Genomic DNA, 23,103 nt, shown 5'->3' with positions numbered 1-23,103 from the left:
CCTGGATGCCGCTCGGCCGGCGCGTGGTGATCGTCGGCGGTGATCTCGTCGCCCTGGAATTGGCGGAATTCCTTGCCGCGCGGGGCCGCTTGGTGGCCATACTCGAAGCCGGCAAGGACATCGCCCCCGAAGTGGGCAACAAGCGCAAGACCGAACACATGGATCGTCTCGACCGGCTGGGCGTCACCGTGCACGTGCGCGCCGTCACCGAACGCATCACCGCCGACGCGGTGGAATTCACCCCCGCCGGTGCAACGACCCGGCGCCTGGCGGCCGACAGCGTCGTCCTGGCCGGCACGGTCGAGCCCGACACCACCCTGTTCGACGCCCTCGTCGCCGCCCTGCCGGACGCCGAGGTGCACGCCGCAGGCGACTGCACCGGACTGGGCCTGATCCGCAAAGCCACCGAGGAAGGCGCGCGCGCCGCGTGCGCAATCTAGTGACAGGAGAACAGAAATGACCGACACCGAGCAATCCCAGGCCTCGCCGGCCCTGGCCGCGTCGCAGTCGTCGTGGCGGTGCGTGCAGGCGCACGACCGCGAGGGCTGGCTGGCGCTGATGGCCGACGACGTCGTCATCGAGGACCCGATCGGCACATCCGTCACCAACCCCGACGGCACCGGGGTTCGCGGCAAGGAGGCCGTCCGTGCCTTCTTCGACACCAACATCGCCGCCAACCAACTCTCCATCACCTGCGAGGAGACCTTTCCGTCGAGTTCGCCCGACGAGATCGCCCACATCCTGGTGCTCAACAGCAAGTTCGAAGGCGGCTTCACCAGCTCGGTGCGCGGCGTGTTCACCTACAAGGTCAACGACGCGGGACTGATCACCAACATGCGCGGCTACTGGAACCTGGATATGATGCAGTTCGGCAAGGAGGACTGAGCCGAACGGCGAGTTGCCTAGCGGCGCGTCAAGATCAGATGCGTGACGCCGCTGGGGCTGGTCACCGACTCCACCGTGTCGAATCTGTGCTCGAGGCCCTCCAGCCCCTCCCACACGGACTCCCCGCGCCCCAACACGATCGGCACCACGGCGATGTGCAGATGGTCGACGAGGTCCGCGGCAAGGAATTGCCGGACGCTCGACGGTCCCCCACCGAGACGAATATCGCTGTCGCCGGCAGCTTTTCGTGCGATCTCGAGGGATTCGGCGGGGCTGGCGTCGACGAAGTGGAAAGTGGTGCCGCCTGCCATCTCGATCGAGGGCCGAGGGTGGTGGGTGAGCACGAAGACCGGGGTGTGAAATGGCGGCTCGTCGCCCCACCAGCCTTTCCACTCTGGAGCGCCTGCGTGGCCCGTCCACGGTCCGCGCTGCGGCCCGAACTTGTTGCGGCCCATGATTTCGGCGCCGATGCCCGGCGCCCATTGGCTGGCTAACGCGTCGTCGATGCCGGTGGTCCCGCCCGACTCCCCGTGCATTGCGCGGAAGGTCCGCGTCGCGAAAAACCACTCGTGAAGCCGCCCGCCCGCGTGGCCGAACGGCGCATCCAGGGTTTGGCCGATCCCCGTGCCGAAGCCGTCGAGGGAAACCGAAAAGTTGTGCACGCGCACTCGGGACATGGGGAACTCTCCTGACTTCGTCCGCCTGGTGGGTCGTCGCCAGGAATGACTCCCGACGGCGGCCAAACTCATCGAAGTGGTGTGAGACCGCGCTGCGGGTCGGGGTCCGAGGGCGACCACAGCCCCTGACGCAATTCGGCCGAACCTATGCTGGGCCCATGGCGTCGATCTTCACCAAGATCATCAATCGTGAACTTCCCGGCCGCTTCGTCTACGAGGACGACGACGTCGTCGCGTTCCTGACGATCGAGCCGATGACGCAGGGCCACACGCTCGTGGTGCCGCGCGCCGAGCTCGACAACTGGCAGGACGTCGACGGCGCGGCCTTCGCCCGGGTCATGGCCGTGAGCCAGCTGATCGGCAAGGCGGTGTGCAAGGCCTTCAGGACCGAGCGGTCCGGCCTGATCATCGCCGGGCTCGAGGTGCCGCACCTGCACGTGCACGTCTTCCCCACCCGCAGCCTCAGCGACTTCGGTTTCGCGGGAGTCGACCGCAACCCGTCGGCGGAATCGCTGGACGAGGCCCAGGCCAAGATCAAGGCGGCGCTGGCTCAGTTGACGTGAACGGGCTCGGGTGCCGGCACGTCACTGATGCGCGGCAGCGTCACCCGGAAGCGGCAGCCCTCGCCGGGCGCGGTGGTCACGCTCACGACGCCGCCGTGCGCGCGCACCAGCGATTCGACGATGGATAGCCCCAGCCCCGTACCGCCGCTGGCGCGTGCCCGCGACGAGTCCGTCCGGTAGAACCGCTCGAACACGCGCGACGCGTCCTCCTGGTTCATGCCCGGGCCCTTGTCCGCCACTTCGAGCACGGCGTCCGCGCCGTCGGTGCCGACCCGCACGGTGACGTCGGCGCTTTCGGGGGTGTGCTGCAACGCGTTGGCGATCAGGTTGCTCAACACCTGCCGGAGCCGCGCCTCGTCGCCGAGCACCTCCGGGGTGCCGGGCCCGTCGAGGACCTCCATGGTGATGGTGCGCTTGGGGTCCATCGCCTGCCCGTCGTGAACGGCGTCGCTGGCCAGCGCCAGCAGATCCACTCGATGGTGTTCCAGCGGTCGTTGCACATCGAGCCGGGCCAGCAGCAGCAGGTCGTCGACCAGCAGACCCATCCGGGAGGCCTCGCTTTCGATCCGCGACAGCAGCATGGCGACGTCGCGGGCGGCGCCCTGGCGATACAACTCCGCGAAGCCGCGAATGGTCGTCAGCGGGGTGCGCAGTTCGTGGCTGGCGTCGGTGATGAAGCGCCGCATCCGGTCTTCGGAGCCACGCGCCTTCTCCGCCGAGGACTCCGAGGACGCCAGCGCCTGCTGAATCTGCGCCAGCATTCCGTTGAGCGCGAGCGACAGCCGGCCCACCTCGGTCCGCGGATCACGTTCTGGCACACGGCGATCCAGTTGGCCCGAGGCGATCGCCGCGGCGGTCTGCTCGACCTCGGCCAACGGGCGCAGGCTGCGCTGCACCACCGCGAAGCTGGCGATTCCCACCACGACCAGAACCGCCACCCCGATGCCCATCTGCAGCCACACCAGCGAGGTGAGCGTGTGCTGGACGTCGGACAGGTCGATCGCGACGGTGGTCAGCCCGTGCGGGCCGTGCACCGAAACGGCCCGCCATTGAATGTCCGAGCCGTTGACCGACGGCAGCGTCGTGGGATTGGGCCCGACGTCGTTGTTGGCCGGCAACGCCGGTTCGGCGTTGCGGTCATTGATGGCGGTGAACGGGGTCCCGTCGGTGCTGACGCCGCGGACGTAGAACTTCGACGGCGGCCGGCCCGGGTCGGGACCTTCGTAGGGCGGCGGCGACTGCCGCCGCGGGTTCTGCGCCCAGCCCCTCGACGCGTCGAGCAGTGTGGAGTCGATGCGGCTGACCAGGCTGTGGCGCAGGATCGACGTCACCGCAATGCCGGAGACGGCGAGGCCGCAGGCGACCAGCACCAGAGTCGCGGCGACGAGCCCTATCCGAAGGGGCAATCCGCGTCGGGGCTTGGTGACCATCGACCTACTTCTCTCACCGCCGCCGGCCGCGGGCCGGCTCAGCGCGGCTCCCGCAATACATAGCCGACCCCGCGCAGCGTGTGCAGCAGCCGCTTCTCGCCAGTGTCGATCTTGCGGCGCAAGTACGACACGTAGGACTCGACGACATTGACGTCACCTCCGAAGTCGTAACGCCACACGTGGTCGAGGATCTTCGGCTTGCTCAACACCGTGCCGGCGTTGATCACAAAGTAACGCAGCAGCGTGAATTCGGTCGGCGACAGCGACACCGGTTGGCCGGCCTTCCACACCTCATGGGTTTCTTCGTCGAGTTCGATGTCGGCGAAGGACAGCCGCGCGCTGCGTTGTTCGGCCCCGCCCTTGCCCGCGCGGCGGAGGATGACGCGCAACCGGGCGACGACCTCTTCGAGGCTGAACGGCTTCGTCACGTAGTCATCGCCGCCCAGCGTCAGGCCGGCGATCTTGTCCTGCAGGGAATCCCGGGCCGTCAGAAACAGTGCCGGGGCGTCGATGCCGTCGGCCCGCAGCCGCCGCAGCACCCCGAACCCGTCCATGCCCGGCATCATCACGTCGAGGATGACCGCGTCGGGCCGGGCCTCGCGCGCTCGATCGAGCGCTTGGGCGCCGTTGGTTGCCGTGTAGACCTCGAAACCCTGGAACTTCAGGCTCACCGAGAGCAATTCGACGATGTTGGCTTCGTCGTCGACCACGAGAACGCGTGCCTCGGGTTTCGTGTCGTTGGGGGTTGCCGATGTCATCAGATGCTTCCGTCCCTTGCTTGAACGTTTGCTATGCGAATGTTGTGTACTTCCTGAAAGCTCAGTGCCAACCATCTGATAGTAGTCTGCCAGGAATCATCGCGTTGCCTTGGGACGTAAGCGGCTTTCCCGGGCGGCGTCGCGAATAGACTCGAGGAATGAACCTCGCCAAAAGCATCGTGTCGGCCGCGACGGCGCCGGCCCGGGTCGGCCTGGCCGCCGCGGATGCGAGCCTGAGCGTCGCGAGCACGGCCGTCGGCGTGGCGAAGCGAGCCCTGGGTGATGGGGGGACCGCGGGCACCAACGCGATGACGTCCATGCTGGGGATCGACGACGCGATCGTGCGGGCCAATCGGCTGGCGAGGCTGCTCGACGACGACGCCCCGCTGGGCCGGGCGGTGGCCCCGGACGGACCGATCGACCGCTTGCTGCGCCCGGGTGGGGTGGTCGACCTGCTCACCGCGGAGGGCGGCCTGCTGGACCGGCTGACCGCCGAGGGCGGCGCCCTGCAACGCACCCTGCAGCCCGGCGGCCTGGCCGATCAGCTGGTCGCCGAGGAGGGTCTGATCGAGCGGCTGCTGGCCGAGGACGGGCTGGCCGACCGGCTGCTCGCGGAGGGCGGTCTGGTGGACAAGCTGACGGCCAAGCACGGGCCGCTGGATCAGCTCGCCGACGTCGCCGACACCCTCGCTCGGCTCACGCCCGGGATGGAGGCGCTCGAGCCCGCCATCGCCACCCTGCAAGACGCGGTCATCGCGCTCACCATGGTGGTCAACCCGCTGAGCAACATCGCCGACCGGATCCCGCTGCCCGGGCGCCGGCGTCCGTCGTCGCGCGCGGTGCGCTCCGCACGCGTGATCGACAGCGACCAGTGACCGATTAGGCTGGGCACGGTTTTACCCCGCCTCCTTAGCTCAGTGGTAGAGCACTCGCCTTGTAAGCGAGCGGTCGTCAGTTCAATCCTGACAGGGGGCTCTGCCTGCCGTAGCTGACCGCCCGGTGCGGTGTCGACCTGGCGGACTAGCGATGCTGACTGGTCGGGCCGGACGACACAAGCAGACGAGGTCGCAGGCACTGCGCTGTGACCCGAGCGCCATCAGCAAGGTAATTGATCAGCACATCAGCGAATTCGGCCAAACCCTCGGCGTCGATTGCGTATGGCGCCGGCACGTCATAGTCCGACACGCGGTCCGAGGCACGACGAAGCAGCGTAAGTGCGCCGTTGAGGTTGCCGCGTTGGACGTGGGTGATGCCGACCGCGAGCTGAGCCAGCCCTTGCCAGAGCGTGCGCTCTTCGTCAGGCCCGTTCTTCCATGCGGCCTCAAACACTTCGTGGGCGTTAAACGCCAGTCCGCGGTCTAGCAGATCCTGGGCGTAGGCGAGGGTTTCGACGGGCGGCAGCTCCAGGTCGTCGGGGATACGTGCGATGCCCTCACTGCCTGCCGGAAGCGGGCGGCCGAGAGAGTCGCGCGGGCGCCTGCTTCGAGGTCTGCCGGACTCGTCGCGATCACGGTCGGCCATCCGTCCATCATCGCAGGCGAAGCCGAGTCACTCCGCGATCGTCCTGCTCGGCCGGGGCGGTCACACGATCAGGTGGGCCTCGAGGACCTCACTTCGCGCCGCAGCTCGATCACCTCTTTCTCGAGGTCGATGACACCCTTGGCGCACATGGCGGTGAGGCCGATGAGTTTCACCACGGCGGCCCACAGCGGGTTCTTGCCGGTAAAGGACTGATCGAGGTGAGCGAACCGGTCGTGGAGTTCCTTGCCCACGACCGATTCGGGGTCGAGCTCGATCTCTCTCATCTTGTGGAACGGCGAGAAGTCGGGGACTGCCTCTGGTTCGGGTGCCATGGCGAAAAAGTGTAGGCCCGAAGTCCCAGAGTCGTGTAGGCCCAGAGTCAGAACCCCAGCCGCAGTACGGCGTTCGGGGTGCCGCTGTCCTGGGGGCAGTTGGAGGGCGGACGGCGGCCCAGAACGCACTGGCTCCGGGGCCGGCGAACAGGACAACGCGCCGGGGCGGGCTATCCGCTGACCTGCTGGCCGGAATACCGATTGGACGCCACGGGCACGGTGCCATCACTGGCCGGGAATGGCGTCCAGGCCGCCTTCAATGTCGTGCAGCTTGCCTTGGATGCCTTGCAGGTTGCGCTCGATGTCCTGCAAGTCGGACAGCGATTTCTGATAGTCCGGCTGCGTCGGGTCCGGGCTCTTCGGCCGCGACTGCGGGCAGTACGCGACGATGGCGCCCGCGGTGACCTTCGCGCTTTGATCCGCGTCCCAGACCGACCGTCGCTGCACGAACCCGGCCGCGTCCGCGAAGTTCGGTTGGTGCGCCAGGAAGTCACAGACCGCGTGCCCCTGGCTCATCACGTAGTCCGGACTGGGAACCGGCACGCCCTCCTGCTTCAGCGCGGCGATGAAGGCCGAGTCGACGGCGCCGATCACCGGACCGGATGCCTTCGGCGCAACGGGTTTGGCGGGCGCGGCCGACGGCGGGGAGTCCTGCGGCTGCACCAACGAATTGTGTTGGCGGAGCGCGAACATCACCAGCACCGCGGCGACGACGCCCACCAGGGACAGCGGTAGAGCCGCGAACAGACCCAACCGGCGCAGGGCGGCGACCTTGCCTGGCCGGGACGCGATGGCGCGGGTGTTGCCGTCCCGCGACCGGGTTGCGGCGGCGGCCGCGGTCTCCCAGTCGTCGAACGCGGCGACCGTAGCCGTCCCCGCCCCCTGGGCCAGGAGTTCGTCGAGCAGTTCGTCAGCCTCGTAGGACGACAGCTGACCGCCTTGCTCGCGGATCTGTTGGCGCCGCAGCGCGATGAGCCGCAATTCCGAATCGATCTTCTCGCGGTCGCGCATATCAACCAGTTTGAGAGCGTCGCGCCGTTGTTACAACTCCCGGTTCACAGATGGCCGTCACCGCATTGATGTCACCTGCCCTCATGCGAAAGACTCGGTTGAGCCGGCCAACCGGCGTCGTGGGATTCGAGGCAAGGGACGGACGTGATGACCGTGAGCCGTGACCGCATCGGGCCGCTCGTCGTCGGCGCGATCGCGTTCGCGCTCGTCGGTTGTTCGGCGCCGCATCCGGCGGCCACCCCCGGGTCGGCCACAACGACGCGGGCCGCCCCATCGCCGGCGCGGATGGTGCCCGCCGACGCGGGAACGCCCGGCGGCGCGCAACCCCGACTGGCGCCGGATCCGGCACAGCTGGCCGACGACCTGGTGGCCGACGAGCGCGCGCTACGTGATCCCGGCACACCGGACGCGGCGCTCACGGCGGCGGCGCGGCGCGAGCAGGCGGCCTACCGCGCCATCGGGCGCCACCGCGACTGGGACGCCACCACGCGCGGCCGCATCCCGCCGGAGCTGGCCGACGTCTACGACCGCAACGTCGACGCCCGGCGGCAACTCACCGCCCTGACGCCAGTGCGAGAAACCCTGCCCGCGTGGCGCATCGAGCCGCCGGCGCCGCCCGACGAACTGATGAACTACTACCACCAGGCGGAAGCCGAATCCGGCGTCGGCTGGAACTATCTGGCCGCGATCAACTTCGTCGAGACCCGCTTCGGCAGCATCGTCGGCGCGAGCACCGCCGGCGCGCAGGGCCCCATGCAGTTCCTGCCCTCGACGTTCGCCGGCTACGGCCAGGGCGGCGACATCCACTCACCGCACGACAGCATCCTGGCGGCGGGCCGGTACCTGGCCGCCAACGGCTTCGCCACCGATCACGATCACGCCATCTACGGGTACAACCACGCCACCCAATACGTGCGCGCGGTCGACCAATACGCCGCGCTGATCGCCGCCGATCCCGCCACGTTCGCCGCGTACTACCGGTGGGACGTCTATTGCCTGACGACGGCGGGCGACGTGTTGCTGCCCATCGGGTATGACGCATCGTCGCCGATCCCGGCGGCCGATTACGTCGCGGCCCACCCGCAGTAAACCGGCGCTAGACGTATTTGCGGGCGATCTCCTGCAGGTGCGATCCGACATCTGACGTCCATCCCCGAAACCTGCCATGGGAGCGCACGCGCCGCAGGGCGGCAGAGCGCTGGAGACGCGTCAGCGGGCGTGCCGATGCCGGCAACGCCCGCTGACGGTTCAACCGATGGGCACCCGGGTCAGTACAGCGGCACCCAGACACCGAAGAACCAGTAACCCCAACCGCCGTACTGCCAGTTGAAGACCGGGATGACGGTAAAGGTGTTGTAGCTGAACGGTCCGAAGTCGGCCCGCGCCACCGCCACATCACGCGGCGGCCCGTACCACGGCCGGTTCCAGCCTCCCGGAGGCGGCGGACCGTCCCAGCCACCCGGAGGCGGCGGGCCCTCCCAGTGCGGCGGCGGGCGGTGCGGAGCCGGGCCATCGTTCCAGCCGTAGCCGTGCTCGCGCGGCGGCGGCGGCGCACCGCGGCCGACGATGCTGAACTGGACGTTCGGACCCGCGGGACCACCGATCTGCGCGCTGGCGGTGACCACGTCGTGGCGCGGAATGTACGGCGGGTGCGGCGGCTGCGTGGCCGGCGGGTTCAGCGATGCATACCGCTGGCGGTCCCTCTGCGGTGGGGTGGTCTGCCCACTCGCGGGCGCGGTGGTTTGGGCACTCGGTTGCGTCGTTTGTGCACCGGGTTGCGTGGTCTCCGCGCTCGGCTGCTGACTGCTCGGCATCGACGACGGCTGCGTGGTCTGTGCCGGCGCTTGGGTCGTCTGCGTTGCCGGCGCTTGGGTCGTCTGCGTTGCCGGCGCTTGGGTCGTCTGGGTCGCCGGCGGCTGGGTGCTCTGGGCGGTCGGCGGCTGGCTTTGGGTCGCCGGCGGTTGGGTGCTTTGGTTGGCTGGCGGCTGGGTTTGGGTGCTCGGCGCTTCGTGAGTCGACGGCGGGTTTTGCGGGAGCTGCGCCCCGCCGCCGGCCTGCACGCCGCCGCCCGCTTGCACGCCCGCCCCGCCGGGGTTACCGCCACCACCGCCCCCGCCGTGGCAGTTAGGGCACGGCGGCGGCGGGTCGAGCGGGGCGGAGTACGCCGGCCCGGCGTTCAGCGTCGCCGCGGAAATGCTCAGCCCGGCGGCCAGCGCGGCAGCGCTGACGACACGTTTCATAGACATAACTGCGTCCCCTCTTGGGAGTTCTCGCACCTGCACTACGGGCAGGTGAGGTCCAACTCGAATGGCTTGGTGACCTGCTGCGGCTGCTGCGGGTTGCTCATGTCGGTACCGGTAGCCGTGCCCTTGATGGCCCAGTCCTTGCCCTTGACCGCGGCGCCGGCGCTGCCGCTCTGGTTGGGCGCTGCATCGGAGAAACCGAGCGCGACGCCGTTGACGGTGCCCAAGCCGACGGAGTGGACCAGCGGCGGATTGCCGTTGCTGACCACGGCACCGAGGCCGGCGGTCGGGTCGCCGATGCCGATGTTGATGTTGTCGCCCGCGGCGGTGCAGGTGACCTGGCCGCTGACGTTCTGGTTCTGACCGTCGACGATGAGTACCGGACCCGCCGGCGCAGAGGACGACGAGCCCGCCGCCCCGGTATTGGATTTGTTACTCGAACAACCGGCGCTGGCCGCGACCACCAGGGCCACGCTGGCAACGCCGACCACGATCCCACGCTTCACTACTACTTCCCTTCGTGTCGCTGACTGCGCCGCCTTCTGCTGGGCCGCGTCCCCAATACCCGGTTCCCAGGAGTTGCAAACCCTACGTTACGGCCCGCCGGGTGCGCCAGGGGCCGTGCACTCACGGCAGAACACGCAACCCCCACTTGCCCAGCAGCGGATTGATGAGCATGAAGTAGGTCGTGTAGTCATCACCGTCGGGTGATGACATCAATAGGCCGACCGCGCTGACGGTGCCGTCCGGGTTCATCACGAAGCCGGGACTGCCGCTGTCACCGTCCAGGCTGAACACGCTGGCTTCGACGACGTCACCATTGATGCCTTTGACGGCGCCGCACGTCTCACCGGTCACCGCACCGATCTTGCAGAACGGCATCCCGACCTGAATCTGCTGGCGGCTCAACACATCTCGCACCTGGTACCGGCCGCCGACGTCGCCCACCGGCATGCCGACACTGGGCTCGAGCCGGATGATCGCGGCGTCCCTCTTATCGCCCTCATGCTCGCTGACGGAGATCCTGCCGAGCGGGGCATCGTTGCCGTAGGTCCATTCGGTGCCGTCATGGGAATCGCAGTGCCCGCTGGTCATCAGGTAGTAACTGCCGTCAGAACCCTGCGCGGCGAATCCGGCTGTGCACCTTCCAGCTTCATGATCGACCCCGATGCCGGGCGTCGGCGGAGGCGACGGCAGGGCCGGGGGCGGCGCTGCCACAGCGGTTTTCGCCATCGCCGTGGCGGCCATCAGCACGGCCGCCAAGAGTCCCAAACCCCGTAACCGCGGCATGGTCACGCCGTCCCCCTCCGCTTGTGCCCGGCAGATAGTAGCAGCGCTGCCCCTGTGAAATGAGATGGCGACCAATCTATTCCGTGCACGCGGGTCACCCGGCGTCGACATGCCGGGCGAGGAAGTCCAGCACAGCGTCGGCGAAGATGTCGTTGCGGTCACCGGCCACCATGTGCCCCGCACCGCGGACATCGGTGAATTCGACTTGCGGGAAACGCGCCAAGAATTCGTCGGCGCGCTCCTGGCTGACCAGGTCGCTCATCTGGCCGCGGATCAGCAGGATCGGCACTCCGCCGCGCAGGATGGCCTCGACCGCGGTGTGCATCCGGTCGGGGTCGGTGACCTCGAAAGGAGGGAAAGCCGCAGTGCCGCTGATGAACTGCGGATCCCAATGCCAGTACCAGCGATCGCCGCGGCGACGCAGGTTGGTGGTCAGGCCATCCAGATCGGTCGGTCGCGGCCGATGCGGGTTGTATTCGGCGATCGCGTCGGCGACCTCGTCGAGTGAGCTGAAGCCCGACTCGACCCGGTCGGCCATGAAGGCGTGTATCCGGTTGGCGCCGGACTGATCCATGTTCGGCACGATGTCCACGAGAACGACCGCGCTGGCGATGCCCGGCGCAAGCTCCCCGGCGAGCAGCATCGAGGTGAAACCGCCCAGGGAGGCGCCGACGAGAACGGGGTGTGGGGGCAGCGTGCGCAGCACTTCTTGGACGTCGGCGGCGAAACTGACGACGCGATAGTCGCCGTCGTCGGACCAATCCGATTCGCCGTGGCCGCGCAGGTCGACGGTGACGGCTTGCCACCCACGGGCGGCGACAGCGGCGGCCGCCTTGCCCCAGGACCGGCGGGTCTGCCCGCCACCGTGCAAAAACACCACGGCGCGTGCCTGCGGATCCCCGAGGCGGTCAGCGACGATCTGCACCCCGCCGGGGCCTTGGATCGTGAACGGTTCAGCTGCCGTGGGCATCAGGTGATACTAAGGCGCGCCCACGAAAAGCTCGCGTTGGCTTAACGTCAACGCCATGCGGCGGCGTCAATAAAGATGTCGGGCGTTGCCGGCGCCGCGCCGACTCGGACCGCAGCGAAGGAGAGCGAATGCATCTTGACGAGTACATGGCGCTGGATGCGACCGCGCTGGCCGAGCTGGTCGCGCGCAAGCAGGTCACCCCCGCCGAACTCCTCGCGCTGGCGCGACAGCGGGCGGACGCGGTGAATCCGCGGCTCAACGCCATCGTCTGCCGCCTCGACGACGTCGCCGACCGGCAGGCCGCCGACCCCGGACTCAGCGGGCCGTTCGCCGGCGTGCCTTTCCTGATCAAGGACCTCGGCCAGGAATACCGCGGCTTCGCGACCTCGTGCGGGTCCCGCTCGCTGGCCCATGACGTGGCCGACCGGCACGCCCTGGTCACCCAGCGGTTCCTCGACGCGGGCCTGGTGATCTTCGGCAAGACCAATACCCCGGAGTTCGGCGCCAAGGGCGTGACCGAACCCGACTACTGGGGCCCGGCCCGCAACCCGTGGGACACCGGCCATACGCCCGGCGGCTCGTCGGGCGGATCCGGGGCCGCCGTGGCGGCCGGCATCGTGCCGGCGGCGGGCGCCAACGACGGCGGCGGGTCGATCCGCATTCCCGCGGCGTGCAACGGGCTGGTGGGCCTCAAGCCCAGCCGGGGCTTGGCGCCCTACGGACCCCAGACCGGCGAGCTGATGCTGGGCATGGCGACCCAGGGAGTGGTGTCGCGCACCGTGCGCGACAGCGCGGCGCTGCTCGACGCGATCGTCGGGCCCGATCCGAGCGCGGCGTACCGAGCAGCGTTGCCCGACAACCCTTTTGGGGAGCAAATCAAGCACCGGCCGGACACCCTGAAGATCGGGTACTCGGCGCGGTCGGCCATCAACGCGCGACCGCACCGCGAGGCGGTCGCCGCGCTCGAAAAGACGGCGGCCCTCCTGGAGGAGCTGGGCCATCAGGTCGACGAGGTGACGCCCCCCTACGACGACGCCGCCCTGGGTCGCGACTTCTTGACCATCTGGTTCGCCCAGCTCTACCAGCAAGTCGCGGACATCAAGAGGCGAACCGGCGCCCGCGACAACGACTTTGAGGCCGACACCTTGGCCATCGCCGAGCTTGGGCGGTCCGGCGGCGTGCTGCCGGTGATGTCCGCGCTGGAAAACAGGAACGAATACGTCCAGTCCTTGGCGGCGTTCCACGCGAGCTACGACTTCTTTCTGACGCCTACCCTGGCCACCCCGCCGCTGGCGGTCGGGGCCACGACGACGTCGCCCGTGCTACAGCGGGTGGCCCGGCTGGTCAGCAGGGTGCGGGCCGGAAAGCTGATGGGGCTCAGCGGAATTCTCGACGACCTCATCCAGGAGAGTTTGGGGTGGGTGCCCTACACACAGCTCGCCAACCTCACCGGTCGCCCCGCGATCAGCGTGCCGCTGCACTGGACCGATGCCGGACTCCCGCTGGGCGTGCAGTTCGTCGGGACGATCGGGTCAGACGGCGACCTGCTGCGCCTGGCGGCGCAACTGGAAGAGGCGCGACCCTGGTCCCACCGGCATCCGGCACCGAGTTAGCTTGCAGTGGAAGCGGTTACGCGGCGGGACCGCCTTCTTCGGGGTTCCGGTGGCCTCGCCACAGGCTGGCGAAGCGCCGGGCGATGTCGCCGAGGCGACCACCCGCGTGCTGCGAAGCCTTGATGCGGCCCAACGCTTCTCGACCCTCGTTCGCATAGTCCTTGACTGATTCGTCGCCTTCCTCGGCGCGCATGTCTGTCTCCAATCCTGTTCGTTATTCCGGCGCCTGACGCTCGGGGGGTTCCGGTGGAGTCAAGCGCTCGGGCGGCTCGTCCGGCGTGAGCCGTTCGGGCGTTTCCGTCGGCGTGAGCCGCTCAGGCGTCTCGCCGGGGGTCCCCGGCTGCACGGGCTCGGAATTCTCCGGCCGCTCCGCCGAAACGGGCCTGAGGCGTGTGTCGATCATGCTCAGTCCTTTGCTCGGCTCAAGGCCGCGTACCCGCCGTGCCCGGGCAGCCAAACGCCCGCGCCGATACCGGATCGATCGCGGCGTCGCTAGCGGCGGACCGAGTCCTTATGCGCCGTGATCGGCGCGGAGCTGGGCGCCACCCTGAGCGGGGTGCCGCCCAGGCTTCCGCGCGCCGTGCGGGCCGTCACCAGCAGCCACGTGAACAGCAGACCCGCATAGGCGACGACCGCGGCCACTCGGAATGCGGGTAGGTGCGTGTGCCCGGTGAGCTGGGAGGTCCCGGTCACGAAGGTCCCGACCCGGGTGTGCGCCGAGGATGCGTCGCGCGGGTTCGCGATGGCCACAGCTGAAAAACCCTACTGCGAGGCCCGAGCAAGCCGCGCGAGCAAGCCGCTGGATCGCCCGCATACACTCCAACAGTGGTCAATCCGGCGCAACGGGGGTCGGCGGTCACCAGGGCGCCGCTGGTCGTCGCCGTTGCCGTCGTCGTGCTGCTTGCCGTCCTCGCGGTACCCATCAAGCAACGCTGCGGTGCACCGGGCCTTTCGTGTGCGTCGGCGGTGGATAACGCCGGCAACGTCCACTTCTATTACGAGGTCGAACCCGTCGCGGTCTACCTCGCCGAGGTCGTCACCGGCGCCAACGTCAGGCTCTTCTACTCCTCGGGGGAGGACCTGGTCAAAGCCCGATAGCCGGCGCGCGCGTTTGCTGGGCGGTCCGATGCGAGAGTGGTCCGCCGGCCCGTATCCGGCCGGTAACAACTTCGGCTCGATCCCCGCCGCGGCGTGGCCGGCCCGAGACCGTCCGGAGACCGTGGCGCCCGCGGCGGGGCAAAACGCGCTGGTAGGGCGAGGATAGCGGCGGCGAAACGCCTCCGCCCGGGTCGGCGGACGCGGTCCCACCGACCCTGTGACGGGTGCTCTCGATTGGGGGCTTCACAGCAAGCTACCGCATACTTGTCACCATGCTTGAAGCGACATCGCCGCAAAGCACCGTTGCGGTGCCGGGTGATGTGCTGGGCGTGGGCAGAGGTTTGTGATGGCCCGCTCGGGCGGCGCGCATCGCCGTCATCGAGCCGTCCGTCAACCCTCCCGTCTCCGCAAAGGGCTGACGCGCACCCTGGGCGCGCTGGTCTCCGTGGCGGCCGTGGGGCTGACCGGGGCCGGGTATTACGTGGCGCACGGCGCGCTGGGTGGCATCACGGTGTCGAACGCCCTGCAGCCCGACGACCCGCGGTCTACCGGCGACAACATGAACATCCTGCTGATCGGGCTGGACTCGCGTAAAGACCAGGACGGCAACGACCTGCCCAACTCGATCCTGAAGCACCTGCACGCCGGCGACTCCGACGACGGCGGCTACAACACCAACACGATGATCCTGGTGCACGTCAGCGCCGACAACAAAGTCGTCGCCTTCTCGATCCCGCGCGACGATTGGGTGCCCTTCACCGGGGTGCCGGGATACAACCACATCAAGATCAAAGAGGCGTACGGGCTGACCAAGCAGTACGTCGCCCAGAAGCTGGCCAACCAGGGCAACGCCACCCAGAAGGAGCTCGAGACCAAGGGCCGCGAAGCCGGGCGGGCGGCGACGCTGCGCGCGGTGCGAAGCCTGACCGGTGTCCCCATCGACTACTTCGCCGAGGTCAACCTCGCCGGGTTCTACGACCTGGCGCAGACCCTCGGCGGCGTCGACGTGTGCCTGAACCATCCGGTCTACGACTCCTATTCCGGCGCCGACTTCCCGGCGGGGCGGCAGCGGCTGGACGCCTCCGAGGCGCTGTCGTTCGTCCGGCAACGGCACGGCCTGGAAAACGGGGACCTGGACCGCACCCACCGGCAGCAGGCGTTCATCTCGGCGGTCATGCAGGAGCTGCAGGCCTCGGGCACCTTCACCAACATCGACAAGCTCAAGAACCTGATGGCCGTCGCGCGCAAGGACGTGGTGCTCTCGGCGGGGTGGAACGACGACATGATCCAGCGCCTGGGCGGGCTGGCCGGCGGCAACGTCGAGTTCCGGACGCTGCCGGTGGTGCGCTACGACACCATCGACGGCCAGGACGTCAACATCGTCGACCCGGCGGCGATCAAGGCCGAGGTGGCGGCGGCGATCGGCGCCGACACGACGACGACCGCGCCGACCACCACCGCCGTGAAGCCCGATCCGGGCACGGTCGTCGACGTGGTCAACGCCGGCAGCATGAGCGGTCTGGCCACCGAGGTGTCCCGCGCCCTGAAAAAGAAGGGCTACACCCCGGGCCAGGTCCGCGACCGCGAAACCGGCGACCCGACCTCCACGACCCTCGAGTACGGCGCCGGCGCACAAACCGATGCGCTCAATCTGGCCAACCTGCTCGGCGTGGACGCACCCAAGCAGCCCAGCTCCACCGTGCAGCCCGGACACATCCGCCTCACCGTGGACACCAATTTCTCGATGCCCACAGCCGACGAGACGCAGATGGACGACAGCACGAGCACCAGCTCCACCACCACGTCGACCAAGGCCAAGAGTTACTACTACAACGGCACGACCACGACGTACCCGACGCCCGATCAGGGCAAGCCGATCGACGGCGGCGGCGTGCCCTGCGTCAACTAGCCGTCAACCAGTCGTCAGGCAGCGCGGTGATCGCAAACGCGGCGGAGCCGGGTGCAGGGTCGCCGCCATCAAGCGTGGGTGCCACCGTCGATGCGGATCTCGGTCCCGGTGATGAACGCCCCGTCGTCGGACACCAGCATGGCGATCACCCCGGCGACGGCGGTGGGCTCGGCCATCCCGGTACCGCTGGATTCGACGGCGGTGGGCAGCACCGGCATCAGCCTCGAAAACAGTGACCAGTCAGCGTCTTTGGGAATGTATCCGCCCGTCGCGTCGGTGATTCCGGACTTGATACTGCCCGGCGCCACGCACACCGCGCGCAGGCCGTCCTTGGCGTATTCGAGCGCCAGCGAGTGGGTGAAGGCCTGAATGCCGCCCTTGCTCGCGGCGTAGGCGGCCATATAGGGGTGGGCGAACGAGGCCGACGTGGAGCTGAAGTTCACGACCGCGCTGCGCGAGTTCTTCAACAGGGACGCAAGCGCCTCCCGGACCACCAGGAAGGTCCCGGTCAGGTTCACACCGACGATCCGATTCCACAGCTCGAGGCTGGTCTCGTGGGTGTGCGCGGCGCGCAGGATGCCGGCGGCGTTGACGAGCGAGTCGAGCCCACCCAACTGCTCGACGGCCACGCGCACCCCGTCGATCACCGAATCCTCGCTGCCGACATCCATCGGCACGGTGGTGAGCCGGTCGGCGGTGCCGGCCTCGTCAGCCCGCGCCCGGGTGGTGTCCAGGCCGTCGGCGGCGATGTCGGAGGCCGCGACGGCGGCGCCCTCGTCCAGCAAGCGCAGCGCGGTGGCCTGACCGATGCCCGACGCCGCGCCGGTCACCAAAATCCTTTTGCCTTCAAGCCTTTTCATGTGTTCCTCCCGGCTCATACCACTCCGCGCAGGGCGTCCTGGCCGAACATCTGCACCATCATCGAAGAGTAGTCGGGTCCGCGGCGCAAGATGTGGCCGCCGTCGACGTTGATGCACTGGCCGGTGATCCAGGCGGCCGCGTCGCTGAGCAGGAACATCGCCAAATTCGCGACGTCCTCGACCTCACCCACCCGGGGCAGCGGCGTGCACAGCGCGTAGTCCGCGCTGATCTCGGGCGACTGAATCACGCTTGCGTCAACGAGATCGGTGCGAATCAGGCCGGGGCGGATGCTGTTGACCCGCACCCACGACTCCCCGAGTTCGTCGGCTGCCAGCATCATCATGTGGTCGATGGCTGACTTGGTGACGCCGTACGGGCCGAACCACCGGTGGGTGTTGCTGGCCGCGATCGAGGAGATCCCGATGAACGACCCGCCACCGCCCCGCACCAATTCGCGCCCGACGTGCTTGAGCACGTACATGGTGCCGTTGATGTTGAGGTCGACGGTGTTTCGCCATGCCTCCGAGTCGGTATGGGTGATCGGCCCGACGGTCAGCGAGCCACCGGCGCAGTGCACCGCCCCGTGCAGCCGGCCGTGCCACGCCGTCGCGGCGTCGACCGCGCGGGCCACCTCGTCCTCGTTGGTGACGTCCGTGGGCTCGTAGCGGATCGCGCCGCCGTTGGCGGCCAGCGGCTCGATTTCCTCGACGGCGCCCGCCAGCCGGTCCGGGTTGCGGCCGACGATCATGACGGAGGCCCCGGCCGAGACCAGGCCGGCGGCCACGCCCTTGCCGATTCCGCTGCCGCCGCCGGTGATCAGATAGGTCCGGTCTTCGAAAGATAGCTGCACGCGAGGCCCTCTCAAACTGGAACAGGTTCTAGCTATAGAAGCATGTCCCCTCGGGGCGAATATCGCTACCCCCGGTCTCGTTAGGGCCTTCGGCGCGCGACGCTACGGGATGTCGCGGCGGGCCAATTTGGTCGGCTTGGCGTTGCGCCAGTCCTCGACGTCGGGCGGCAGCCCGACGGGATACCTGTTCTCGTTGTGTGCCGCCCAGTGCGCGTGGCCCAGTTCGTGAATGTGGAACGCGTGCCGCAGCGCCTCGGTGAAGCCCATCGCGTCGGAGGCGGCGTTCACCGAATCCTTGATCAGCAGGGCGGCCATCGTGGGCCGCTCGGCGATGCGTCGCGCGAATTCCACTGTCTTGTCGGCTAATTCGTCGACGGGGAAGACCTTGGACACCATACCCAGGCGGTAGGCCTCGTCGGCATCCAGCGCATCACCGGTCAGCAGCAGCTCTTTGGCCTTGCGGGGGCCGAATTCCCAAGGGTGGGCGTAATATTCGACGCCCGGCATGCCCATCCGGACACCGACCACGTCGCTGAACTTCGCGTTGTCGGCGGCGACGATCAGGTCGCACGCCCAGATCAGCATCAGGCCGGCCGAAATCGCGTTCCCCTGCACCTGGGCGATGGTGATCTTGCGCAGATCGCGCCAGCGGCAAGTGTTTTGGAAGAAGTAGTGCCACTCCTGCAGATACGTCTTCTCCGCCACCGGGTCGCGGGTCGCGCCGTTGATGCGGAACGTCGGATGCTGTCCCGCCCCGGGCGCCCGCTCGGCGAGCGCCAACTCAGAGCCGAGGTCGTGGCCGGCGGAGAAATTCTTGCCGCGCGCGGCCAGAATCACCACCCGCACGGCGTCGTCGGCCTCGGCGCGGCCGAACGCCTCGTCGAGCTGAACCAGCAGGCCGCGGCTCTGCGCGTTGTGCGCGTCGGGCCGGTTGAGCCAGATTCGGGCGATGAGACCATCGTCGAGAGTTTCGTAGGCCACCAGCTCCTCGGCGCCGGCGTTGGCCGCCTGCGCGCCGGCTTGCTCGGAGAGAGTCATTCCGCCCACCTCGCTTGTTGTCCGCTTCGACTTGTTTACACATTACGGCCATTGTGTAACCGGGCCCCCGCTGGGGTGATCCGCCGCCGGCCACGCGCGGACCGCGGTCCTACCCCGAGGTCTCGGGCCGCCGGCCCAGCGGCAGCAGCCGGTGGTCGCGCGTGAACACCAGCCGCACGATGCCCATCGCGACGACCACGGTGGTGGCCGCGACCGACCCCAGGATCAAGAACATCACCACGGCCTGCACCAACACCGCCTGCAGCGGCGGCACCCCGGCCAGGATGAGGCCGGTCATTGCGCCCGGCAGGAACACCAGACCGGTGGCTTTGGTCGTTTCGATCTGCGGAGATATGGCCGAGCGCAAGGCGATTCGCAGATAGGGCGACGCGGCCCTCCCGGAGGGTTGGCCCAGCGCGAGGCGGGCCTCGACCTCGTCGCGTTTGTCGCGCAGCTCGTCGACGAGCCGGCGCGCCACCAGCACCATGGCGGTCATCGAGTTGCCGATCATCATCCCGGCGACCGGCACCAGCGTGCGCCCCTGCAGCGGGAACACCCGCAGTCCGAAGATCACCCCCAGCGTCACCACCGCCGCGCCGGCGAACGCGGCCACGGCCAGCGGCGCGAACCGCGGCACCTCGGGCGCCCTGCGCCGGGCGACATCCCCGGCGTAGGCCACCATCCCGGCGACCCACGCCCACGACCACCACAGCGACCGGCCCGGTTCGAACAGCAGCGTCAGCGCCCCGCCGACGAGCAGCAGCTGCACCAGCGCGCGCGCCGCGGCCCACACCAGCTGCCGCTCCAAACCCAGCCGCCGCCACAGCGAGATCCCGGCCGCGAAGGCCACCAGGATCAGCGAGGTCGCCAGGCCCAGCCAGCCGACTTGACCGTTCATCACGCCACCGAGCCGTCGCCGGGCCGGGAGGCGACCGGACCCAGGCCGAGGCTGCGACCGCACTCCAGGCGCAGGACCCGGTCGGCGGCCCTGGCCACCTGCGCCGAGTTATGGGTCACCCACAGGGCCGGGGTGCCGTCGGCGGCCAGTTCACGCACCGCGCGCTCGATGACTTCGGCCGCCTCGGTGTCGACGGCGGAGGTGGGTTCGTCCAGCAGCAGCACCTGCGGCCGGGCCATCAAGGTGCGGGCCAGGCACACGCGTTGCGCCTCGCCGCCTGAGAGCCCGGCGACGTCGCGGTCCAACCACGATCCGGTCAGCGCGACCCGGGCGAGCGTCTCGCGCATCCGCGCGTCGGGCGCGTCCGGGTCCGCGGCCCGCAGGTTGTCGGCGACGGTGCCCGGAAACGGCGTCGGACGCTGGAAGCACATGCCCACCCGGCGCCGCAGCCACAGCGGGTCGAGCCCGGCGATGTCCGAGCCGTAGAACGACACCCGCCCGCTGGTCGGCAGCTCCAGCCGGTTGCACAGCCGCAGCAGGGTCGATTTTCCCGAGCCGGACGGCCCGAACACTGCCGTCACGCCGTGAGCCGGGATGGCGGCGGTCAGCCCGTTGAGGGCGCGCACGCCTTGGCGTTCGACGGTCACGTCGAGGAACTCGAACACCACGCCGTTATCGGCGTCCTGATCGGCCACCCGCTTATCCTGCATCACCGCGGCGGCCGCCGATCGCGTCTTCGCGAGCGGCGCGGCGAACCCCTGCAAACCACCCATAAACCCCGCCGGAGGCCGGTAGCTGGTGAGACGGGCTGCGACCGGTCGGCGGCGTCGCCTACAGTTAAGTCATGCCTACAAAATCTGATCCTGGCGAAATCGGCGACGTCGAACCGGTGGCCGACAGCACGGCGAGCCAGGCCAGGCGGGTCGTCGCGGCCTACGCCACCGACGCCGACGAGTGCCGGGTGTTCCTGTCCATGCTGGGTATTGGACCTTCGAAACTCGACGCATAAATGTCTCCCGGGGGTGGGCGAAGCTCGAAGGCGGCCAAGTATGGGAACTCCGACTTCGTCGTAGTCGCCAACCGGCTGCCGGTGGACCAGGAGCGGCTTCCCGACGGCACCACGGCGTGGAAACGCAGCCCCGGAGGATTGGTCACCGCCCTCGAGCCGCTGCTGCGCCGCCGGCGCGGGGCGTGGGTCGGCTGGGCCGGGGTCGTTGAGGAGGACACCGATCACGATGACGAACCGATCGTCCAGGAGGACCTGGAGCTCCGGCCGGTCAGGCTGAGCGCCGACGATGTCGCCGAATACTACGAGGGGTTCTCGAACGCCACGCTGTGGCCGCTGTATCACGACGTCATCGTCAAACCGATGTACCACCGCGAATGGTGGGACCGCTACGTCGACGTCAATCGCCGCTTCGCCGAAGCCACCTCCCGCGCCGCCGCAAAAGGCGCGACGGTCTGGGTGCAGGACTACCAGTTGCAGCTCGTGCCCAAGATGCTGCGCGAACTGCGGCCCGACCTGATCATCGGCTTCTTCCTGCACATCCCCTTTCCGCCGGTCGAGCTGTTCATGCAGATGCCGTGGCGAACCGAGATCGTCGAGGGTCTGCTCGGCGCCGACCTGGTCGGGTTCCATCTGGCCGGCGGCGCGCAGAACTTCCTGTTCCTGGCCCGGCGGCTGATCGGTGCCAACACCTCGCGCGGGGCGGTCGGGGTGCGGTCGCGCTACGGGGAGGTCGAACTGGACTCCCGCGTCGTTCGGGTGGGCGCCTTCCCCATCTCCATCGACTCCACCGCGCTGGACCAGGCGGCCCGCCACCGCGACATCAAGCACCGCGCCCGCGAGCTCCGGGCGGAGCTGGGTAACCCGCGCAAGGTGCTGCTGGGCGTCGACCGGCTCGACTACACCAAGGGCATCGACGTTCGCCTGAAAGCCTTCTCGGAGCTGCTCGCGGAGGGCCGCGCCAAGCGCGACGACACCGTGCTCGTCCAGCTGGCGACACCGAGCCGCGAACGGGTGGACAGCTACCAGCAGTTGCGCAACGACATCGAACGCCAGGTCGGCCACATCAACGGCGAGTACGGCGAAGTCGGGCATCCCGTGGTGCATTACCTGCACCGGCCGGTCCCCCGCGATGAACTCATCGCGTTCTTCGTGGCCGCCGACGTCATGCTGGTCACTCCGCTGCGCGACGGGATGAACTTGGTCGCCAAGGAGTACGTCGCCTGCCGCAGCGATCTCGGTGGCGCGCTCGTGCTTTCCGAATTCACCGGCGCCGCCGCCGAACTGCGCCAGGCGTATCTGGTCAATCCGCACGACCTCGAAGGCGTCAAGGATTCGATCGAGGCCGCGCTCAACCAATCCGACGAAGAGGGACGCCGCCGGATGCGGTCATTGCGCCGCCAGGTATTGGCTCACGACGTCGACAGGTGGGCAAGGTCGTTCCTCGATGCGCTCGCCGAATCACGGCCCGGCGGCGCCGATTAGCGCGCATCCGCCAAACCTTGTGGTGTTGACGCCCGAACGCTGTGATACTCAGGTGCAGGTTCGCACGCGAAGGAGGGGCATCGCATGAAGCTCCGTCACGGCATAGCCGCCGGTGCCGGCATCTTCACGGCAGTCGCGGTGGGAATCGCACTGCAGTCCGGTGAACCGGCCAAGGCGATCGGACCACCGGCTGACGGCACTTACAACTTCAATGAGGCGGGCGTGTCCGGGGTTACCTGGACCATCTCGGCGCTCTGTGATCAGCCCTCGGGCACCCGGAACATGAACGACTATAACGATCCGATCGTGTTCGCGATGAACTGTGCGCTGAACATCGTGAGTTCGACGCCCGAGCAGATCAGCGCCGTGGACAAGCAGCAGAACTTCAGCGGCCGGGCCCGGATGTCCAGCATGCTATGGACTTTCAAGGTCGACAAGCCCGACGGTGTGGCATGCCGTGGTGGCGGCACCGGACCCACCACCGAAACCTTCGCATTCAGCGACGAGACGATGAGCGGCACCCACACCACCATGCATGGGCCGGTGTGCGGCCTGCAGCCGGAGATGAAGAAGCAGCCGTTCTCGCTGTCGCTGATCGGCCCGCCACCCAGTCCGGTGCAGCGTTACCCTTTGTACTGCAACGGCATTGCGATGTGCTACTGACG

Annotated in this window: 27 protein-coding genes, 1 tRNA gene and 1 pseudogene; 12 read left to right on the top strand and 17 right to left on the bottom strand. The window is 68.6% G+C overall.

The features are described from left to right. Nucleotides 1-440: FAD-dependent oxidoreductase (locus DQP57_RS06615; RefSeq protein WP_165821761.1), on the top strand; the 440-nt coding region annotated here is incomplete at its 5' end. A gap of 16 nt (nt 441-456) precedes the next feature. Further along, nucleotides 457-885, top strand: coding sequence for a ketosteroid isomerase family protein (locus DQP57_RS06610; RefSeq protein WP_112632239.1), 429 nt, complete (start codon nt 457-459; stop codon nt 883-885). 17 nt (nt 886-902) lie between these two features. Here the strand turns inward: DQP57_RS06610 and DQP57_RS06605 are convergent, their stop codons facing one another. Beyond that, nucleotides 903-1,562, bottom strand: a complete 660-nt coding sequence (locus DQP57_RS06605; RefSeq protein WP_112632238.1) for a dihydrofolate reductase family protein — start codon at nt 1,560-1,562, stop codon at nt 903-905. 158 nt (nt 1,563-1,720) lie between these two features. On the opposite strand from DQP57_RS06605, the gene DQP57_RS06600 reads away from it, so the two are divergent. Continuing rightward, on the top strand, nt 1,721-2,125 hold the full coding sequence (locus tag DQP57_RS06600; protein ID WP_112632237.1) for an HIT family protein: 405 nt from the start codon (nt 1,721-1,723) through the stop codon (nt 2,123-2,125). On the opposite strand, the gene DQP57_RS06595 is transcribed toward DQP57_RS06600, so the two are convergent. Next, nucleotides 2,113-3,555: a sensor histidine kinase gene (locus DQP57_RS06595; protein ID WP_112632236.1), complete on the bottom strand. Its 1,443-nt coding sequence runs from the start codon at nt 3,553-3,555 to the stop codon at nt 2,113-2,115. The two genes, DQP57_RS06600 and DQP57_RS06595, sit on opposite strands and share 13 nt — an antisense overlap. Before the next feature lie 38 nt (nt 3,556-3,593). After that, nucleotides 3,594-4,313, bottom strand: a complete 720-nt coding sequence (phoP, locus tag DQP57_RS06590; RefSeq protein WP_112632235.1) for a two-component system response regulator PhoP — start codon at nt 4,311-4,313, stop codon at nt 3,594-3,596. A 158-nt stretch (nt 4,314-4,471) separates the two neighbouring features. On the opposite strand from phoP, the gene DQP57_RS06585 reads away from it, so the two are divergent. Both DQP57_RS06585 and DQP57_RS06580 read left to right on the top strand, forming a co-directional pair. Next, nucleotides 4,472-5,188, top strand: a complete 717-nt coding sequence (locus DQP57_RS06585) for a hypothetical protein (protein ID WP_112632234.1) — start codon at nt 4,472-4,474, stop codon at nt 5,186-5,188. 28 nt (nt 5,189-5,216) lie between these two features. After that, a tRNA-Thr gene (locus DQP57_RS06580) sits at nt 5,217-5,288 on the top strand. A gap of 45 nt (nt 5,289-5,333) precedes the next feature. Here DQP57_RS06580 and DQP57_RS06575 read toward each other — a convergent pair. From DQP57_RS06575 to DQP57_RS06565, 3 genes are all read right to left on the bottom strand, one after another. Next, nucleotides 5,334-5,834, bottom strand: coding sequence for a DUF309 domain-containing protein (locus tag DQP57_RS06575; RefSeq protein ID WP_112632233.1), 501 nt, complete (start codon nt 5,832-5,834; stop codon nt 5,334-5,336). Between the two features lie 68 nt (nt 5,835-5,902). Next, nucleotides 5,903-6,166, bottom strand: a complete 264-nt coding sequence (locus DQP57_RS06570; RefSeq protein ID WP_112632232.1) for a hypothetical protein — start codon at nt 6,164-6,166, stop codon at nt 5,903-5,905. Between the two features lie 225 nt (nt 6,167-6,391). Further along, entirely contained in the window at nt 6,392-7,177 is a 786-nt protein-coding gene (locus DQP57_RS06565; RefSeq protein ID WP_112632231.1) for a DUF732 domain-containing protein, read from the bottom strand. 147 nt (nt 7,178-7,324) lie between these two features. Between DQP57_RS06565 and DQP57_RS06560 the strand changes: the two genes are divergently transcribed. Next, nucleotides 7,325-8,266: a transglycosylase SLT domain-containing protein gene (locus tag DQP57_RS06560; protein WP_112632230.1), complete on the top strand. Its 942-nt coding sequence runs from the start codon at nt 7,325-7,327 to the stop codon at nt 8,264-8,266. A gap of 179 nt (nt 8,267-8,445) precedes the next feature. On the opposite strand, the gene DQP57_RS26815 is transcribed toward DQP57_RS06560, so the two are convergent. The 4 genes from DQP57_RS26815 to DQP57_RS06530 all read right to left on the bottom strand — a co-directional run bounded on the left by DQP57_RS26815 (nt 8,446) and on the right by DQP57_RS06530 (nt 11,680). Next, a complete protein-coding gene (locus DQP57_RS26815; RefSeq protein WP_165821760.1) occupies nt 8,446-9,417 on the bottom strand; it encodes an MAP_0585 family protein in 972 nt (323 codons plus the stop codon). Nucleotides 9,418-9,458: 41 nt separating this feature from the next. Next, the gene (locus DQP57_RS06540; RefSeq protein ID WP_112632228.1) at nt 9,459-9,926 is read right to left on the bottom strand and encodes a lipoprotein LpqH; all 468 of its coding nucleotides are present in this window, start codon (nt 9,924-9,926) and stop codon (nt 9,459-9,461) included. A 121-nt stretch (nt 9,927-10,047) separates the two neighbouring features. Beyond that, nucleotides 10,048-10,716, bottom strand: a complete 669-nt coding sequence (locus tag DQP57_RS06535; RefSeq protein WP_112632227.1) for a S1 family peptidase — start codon at nt 10,714-10,716, stop codon at nt 10,048-10,050. A gap of 88 nt (nt 10,717-10,804) precedes the next feature. After that, the gene (locus DQP57_RS06530) at nt 10,805-11,680 is read right to left on the bottom strand and encodes an alpha/beta fold hydrolase (RefSeq protein ID WP_205869055.1); all 876 of its coding nucleotides are present in this window, start codon (nt 11,678-11,680) and stop codon (nt 10,805-10,807) included. A gap of 128 nt (nt 11,681-11,808) precedes the next feature. Between DQP57_RS06530 and DQP57_RS06525 the strand changes: the two genes are divergently transcribed. Beyond that, entirely contained in the window at nt 11,809-13,293 is a 1,485-nt protein-coding gene (locus DQP57_RS06525) for an amidase (protein WP_112632226.1), read from the top strand. Nucleotides 13,294-13,309: 16 nt separating this feature from the next. Here DQP57_RS06525 and DQP57_RS26810 read toward each other — a convergent pair whose 3' ends face one another. Then, nucleotides 13,310-13,486 carry a hypothetical protein gene (locus DQP57_RS26810; RefSeq protein WP_165821759.1) on the bottom strand — a complete coding sequence of 59 codons (177 nt, stop codon included), beginning with the start codon at nt 13,484-13,486 and terminating at the stop codon, nt 13,310-13,312. 299 nt (nt 13,487-13,785) lie between these two features. Next, nucleotides 13,786-13,998 (bottom strand): annotated as a pseudogene (locus tag DQP57_RS06515) (C4-dicarboxylate ABC transporter); the annotation flags it as partial. A 120-nt stretch (nt 13,999-14,118) separates the two neighbouring features. Between DQP57_RS06515 and DQP57_RS06510 the strand changes: the two are divergent. Both DQP57_RS06510 and DQP57_RS06505 read left to right on the top strand, forming a co-directional pair. Then, nucleotides 14,119-14,391, top strand: a complete 273-nt coding sequence (locus tag DQP57_RS06510) for a hypothetical protein (RefSeq protein WP_112632225.1) — start codon at nt 14,119-14,121, stop codon at nt 14,389-14,391. A 346-nt stretch (nt 14,392-14,737) separates the two neighbouring features. Further along, entirely contained in the window at nt 14,738-16,300 is a 1,563-nt protein-coding gene (locus DQP57_RS06505; protein WP_112632224.1) for an LCP family protein, read from the top strand. Between the two features lie 68 nt (nt 16,301-16,368). Here the strand turns inward: DQP57_RS06505 and DQP57_RS06500 are convergent, their stop codons facing one another. The 5 genes from DQP57_RS06500 to DQP57_RS06480 all read right to left on the bottom strand — a co-directional run bounded on the left by DQP57_RS06500 (nt 16,369) and on the right by DQP57_RS06480 (nt 20,711). Continuing rightward, the gene (locus DQP57_RS06500) at nt 16,369-17,160 is read right to left on the bottom strand and encodes an SDR family NAD(P)-dependent oxidoreductase (protein WP_112632249.1); all 792 of its coding nucleotides are present in this window, start codon (nt 17,158-17,160) and stop codon (nt 16,369-16,371) included. A 14-nt stretch (nt 17,161-17,174) separates the two neighbouring features. Then, complete coding sequence (locus tag DQP57_RS06495; protein ID WP_112632223.1) at nt 17,175-18,011, bottom strand: SDR family oxidoreductase; 837 nt, start codon at nt 18,009-18,011, stop codon at nt 17,175-17,177. A gap of 102 nt (nt 18,012-18,113) precedes the next feature. Next, on the bottom strand, nt 18,114-19,049 hold the full coding sequence (locus DQP57_RS06490; RefSeq protein WP_112632222.1) for an enoyl-CoA hydratase: 936 nt from the start codon (nt 19,047-19,049) through the stop codon (nt 18,114-18,116). 109 nt (nt 19,050-19,158) lie between these two features. Then, complete coding sequence (locus DQP57_RS06485) at nt 19,159-19,947, bottom strand: ABC transporter permease (protein ID WP_112632221.1); 789 nt, start codon at nt 19,945-19,947, stop codon at nt 19,159-19,161. Further along, entirely contained in the window at nt 19,947-20,711 is a 765-nt protein-coding gene (locus DQP57_RS06480) for an ABC transporter ATP-binding protein (RefSeq protein ID WP_205869057.1), read from the bottom strand. The genes DQP57_RS06485 and DQP57_RS06480 overlap by 1 nt, the downstream gene beginning before the upstream one ends. An 80-nt stretch (nt 20,712-20,791) precedes the next feature. Here DQP57_RS06480 and DQP57_RS06475 point away from each other — a divergent pair, with 80 nt between their 5' ends. The 3 genes from DQP57_RS06475 (at nt 20,792) to DQP57_RS06465 (ending at nt 23,101) form a co-directional block, all read left to right on the top strand. Then, nucleotides 20,792-20,956, top strand: a complete 165-nt coding sequence (locus DQP57_RS06475) for a hypothetical protein (RefSeq protein ID WP_112632220.1) — start codon at nt 20,792-20,794, stop codon at nt 20,954-20,956. After that, the gene (locus DQP57_RS06470) at nt 20,957-22,438 is read left to right on the top strand and encodes an alpha,alpha-trehalose-phosphate synthase (UDP-forming) (protein WP_112632219.1); all 1,482 of its coding nucleotides are present in this window, start codon (nt 20,957-20,959) and stop codon (nt 22,436-22,438) included. A gap of 84 nt (nt 22,439-22,522) precedes the next feature. Continuing rightward, nucleotides 22,523-23,101, top strand: coding sequence for a hypothetical protein (locus DQP57_RS06465; protein ID WP_112632218.1), 579 nt, complete (start codon nt 22,523-22,525; stop codon nt 23,099-23,101). Nucleotides 23,102-23,103: the final 2 nt, after the last annotated feature.

This window comes from Mycobacterium colombiense, from assembly GCF_003284935.1.
In the GTDB taxonomy this organism is placed as follows: domain Bacteria; phylum Actinomycetota; class Actinomycetes; order Mycobacteriales; family Mycobacteriaceae; genus Mycobacterium; species Mycobacterium arosiense_A.
Note: the sequence above shows the minus strand (reverse complement) of the source record. Positions and strands in the feature narration are given on the sequence as shown.

Excerpts from the sequence above, each read along its gene's own strand:
- DQP57_RS06610 (WP_112632239.1), top strand. The coding sequence starts at position 457 with ATGACCGACACCGAGCAATCCCAGGCCTCGCCGGCCCTGGCCGCGTCG.
- DQP57_RS06605 (WP_112632238.1), bottom strand. The coding sequence starts at position 1,562 with ATGTCCCGAGTGCGCGTGCACAACTTTTCGGTTTCCCTCGACGGCTTC.
- DQP57_RS06600 (WP_112632237.1), top strand. The coding sequence starts at position 1,721 with ATGGCGTCGATCTTCACCAAGATCATCAATCGTGAACTTCCCGGCCGC.
- DQP57_RS06595 (WP_112632236.1), bottom strand. The coding sequence starts at position 3,555 with ATGGTCACCAAGCCCCGACGCGGATTGCCCCTTCGGATAGGGCTCGTC.
- phoP (WP_112632235.1), bottom strand. The coding sequence starts at position 4,313 with ATGACATCGGCAACCCCCAACGACACGAAACCCGAGGCACGCGTTCTC.
- DQP57_RS06585 (WP_112632234.1), top strand. The coding sequence starts at position 4,472 with ATGAACCTCGCCAAAAGCATCGTGTCGGCCGCGACGGCGCCGGCCCGG.
- DQP57_RS06575 (WP_112632233.1), bottom strand. The coding sequence starts at position 5,834 with ATGGCCGACCGTGATCGCGACGAGTCCGGCAGACCTCGAAGCAGGCGC.
- DQP57_RS06570 (WP_112632232.1), bottom strand. The coding sequence starts at position 6,166 with ATGGCACCCGAACCAGAGGCAGTCCCCGACTTCTCGCCGTTCCACAAG.
- DQP57_RS06565 (WP_112632231.1), bottom strand. The coding sequence starts at position 7,177 with ATGCGCGACCGCGAGAAGATCGATTCGGAATTGCGGCTCATCGCGCTG.
- DQP57_RS06560 (WP_112632230.1), top strand. The coding sequence starts at position 7,325 with ATGACCGTGAGCCGTGACCGCATCGGGCCGCTCGTCGTCGGCGCGATC.
- DQP57_RS26815 (WP_165821760.1), bottom strand. The coding sequence starts at position 9,417 with ATGAAACGTGTCGTCAGCGCTGCCGCGCTGGCCGCCGGGCTGAGCATT.
- DQP57_RS06530 (WP_205869055.1), bottom strand. The coding sequence starts at position 11,680 with ATGCCCACGGCAGCTGAACCGTTCACGATCCAAGGCCCCGGCGGGGTG.
- DQP57_RS06525 (WP_112632226.1), top strand. The coding sequence starts at position 11,809 with ATGCATCTTGACGAGTACATGGCGCTGGATGCGACCGCGCTGGCCGAG.
- DQP57_RS26810 (WP_165821759.1), bottom strand. The coding sequence starts at position 13,486 with ATGCGCGCCGAGGAAGGCGACGAATCAGTCAAGGACTATGCGAACGAG.
- DQP57_RS06505 (WP_112632224.1), top strand. The coding sequence starts at position 14,738 with ATGGCCCGCTCGGGCGGCGCGCATCGCCGTCATCGAGCCGTCCGTCAA.
- DQP57_RS06500 (WP_112632249.1), bottom strand. The coding sequence starts at position 17,160 with ATGAAAAGGCTTGAAGGCAAAAGGATTTTGGTGACCGGCGCGGCGTCG.
- DQP57_RS06490 (WP_112632222.1), bottom strand. The coding sequence starts at position 19,049 with ATGACTCTCTCCGAGCAAGCCGGCGCGCAGGCGGCCAACGCCGGCGCC.
- DQP57_RS06485 (WP_112632221.1), bottom strand. The coding sequence starts at position 19,947 with ATGAACGGTCAAGTCGGCTGGCTGGGCCTGGCGACCTCGCTGATCCTG.
- DQP57_RS06475 (WP_112632220.1), top strand. The coding sequence starts at position 20,792 with ATGCCTACAAAATCTGATCCTGGCGAAATCGGCGACGTCGAACCGGTG.
- DQP57_RS06470 (WP_112632219.1), top strand. The coding sequence starts at position 20,957 with ATGTCTCCCGGGGGTGGGCGAAGCTCGAAGGCGGCCAAGTATGGGAAC.
- DQP57_RS06465 (WP_112632218.1), top strand. The coding sequence starts at position 22,523 with ATGAAGCTCCGTCACGGCATAGCCGCCGGTGCCGGCATCTTCACGGCA.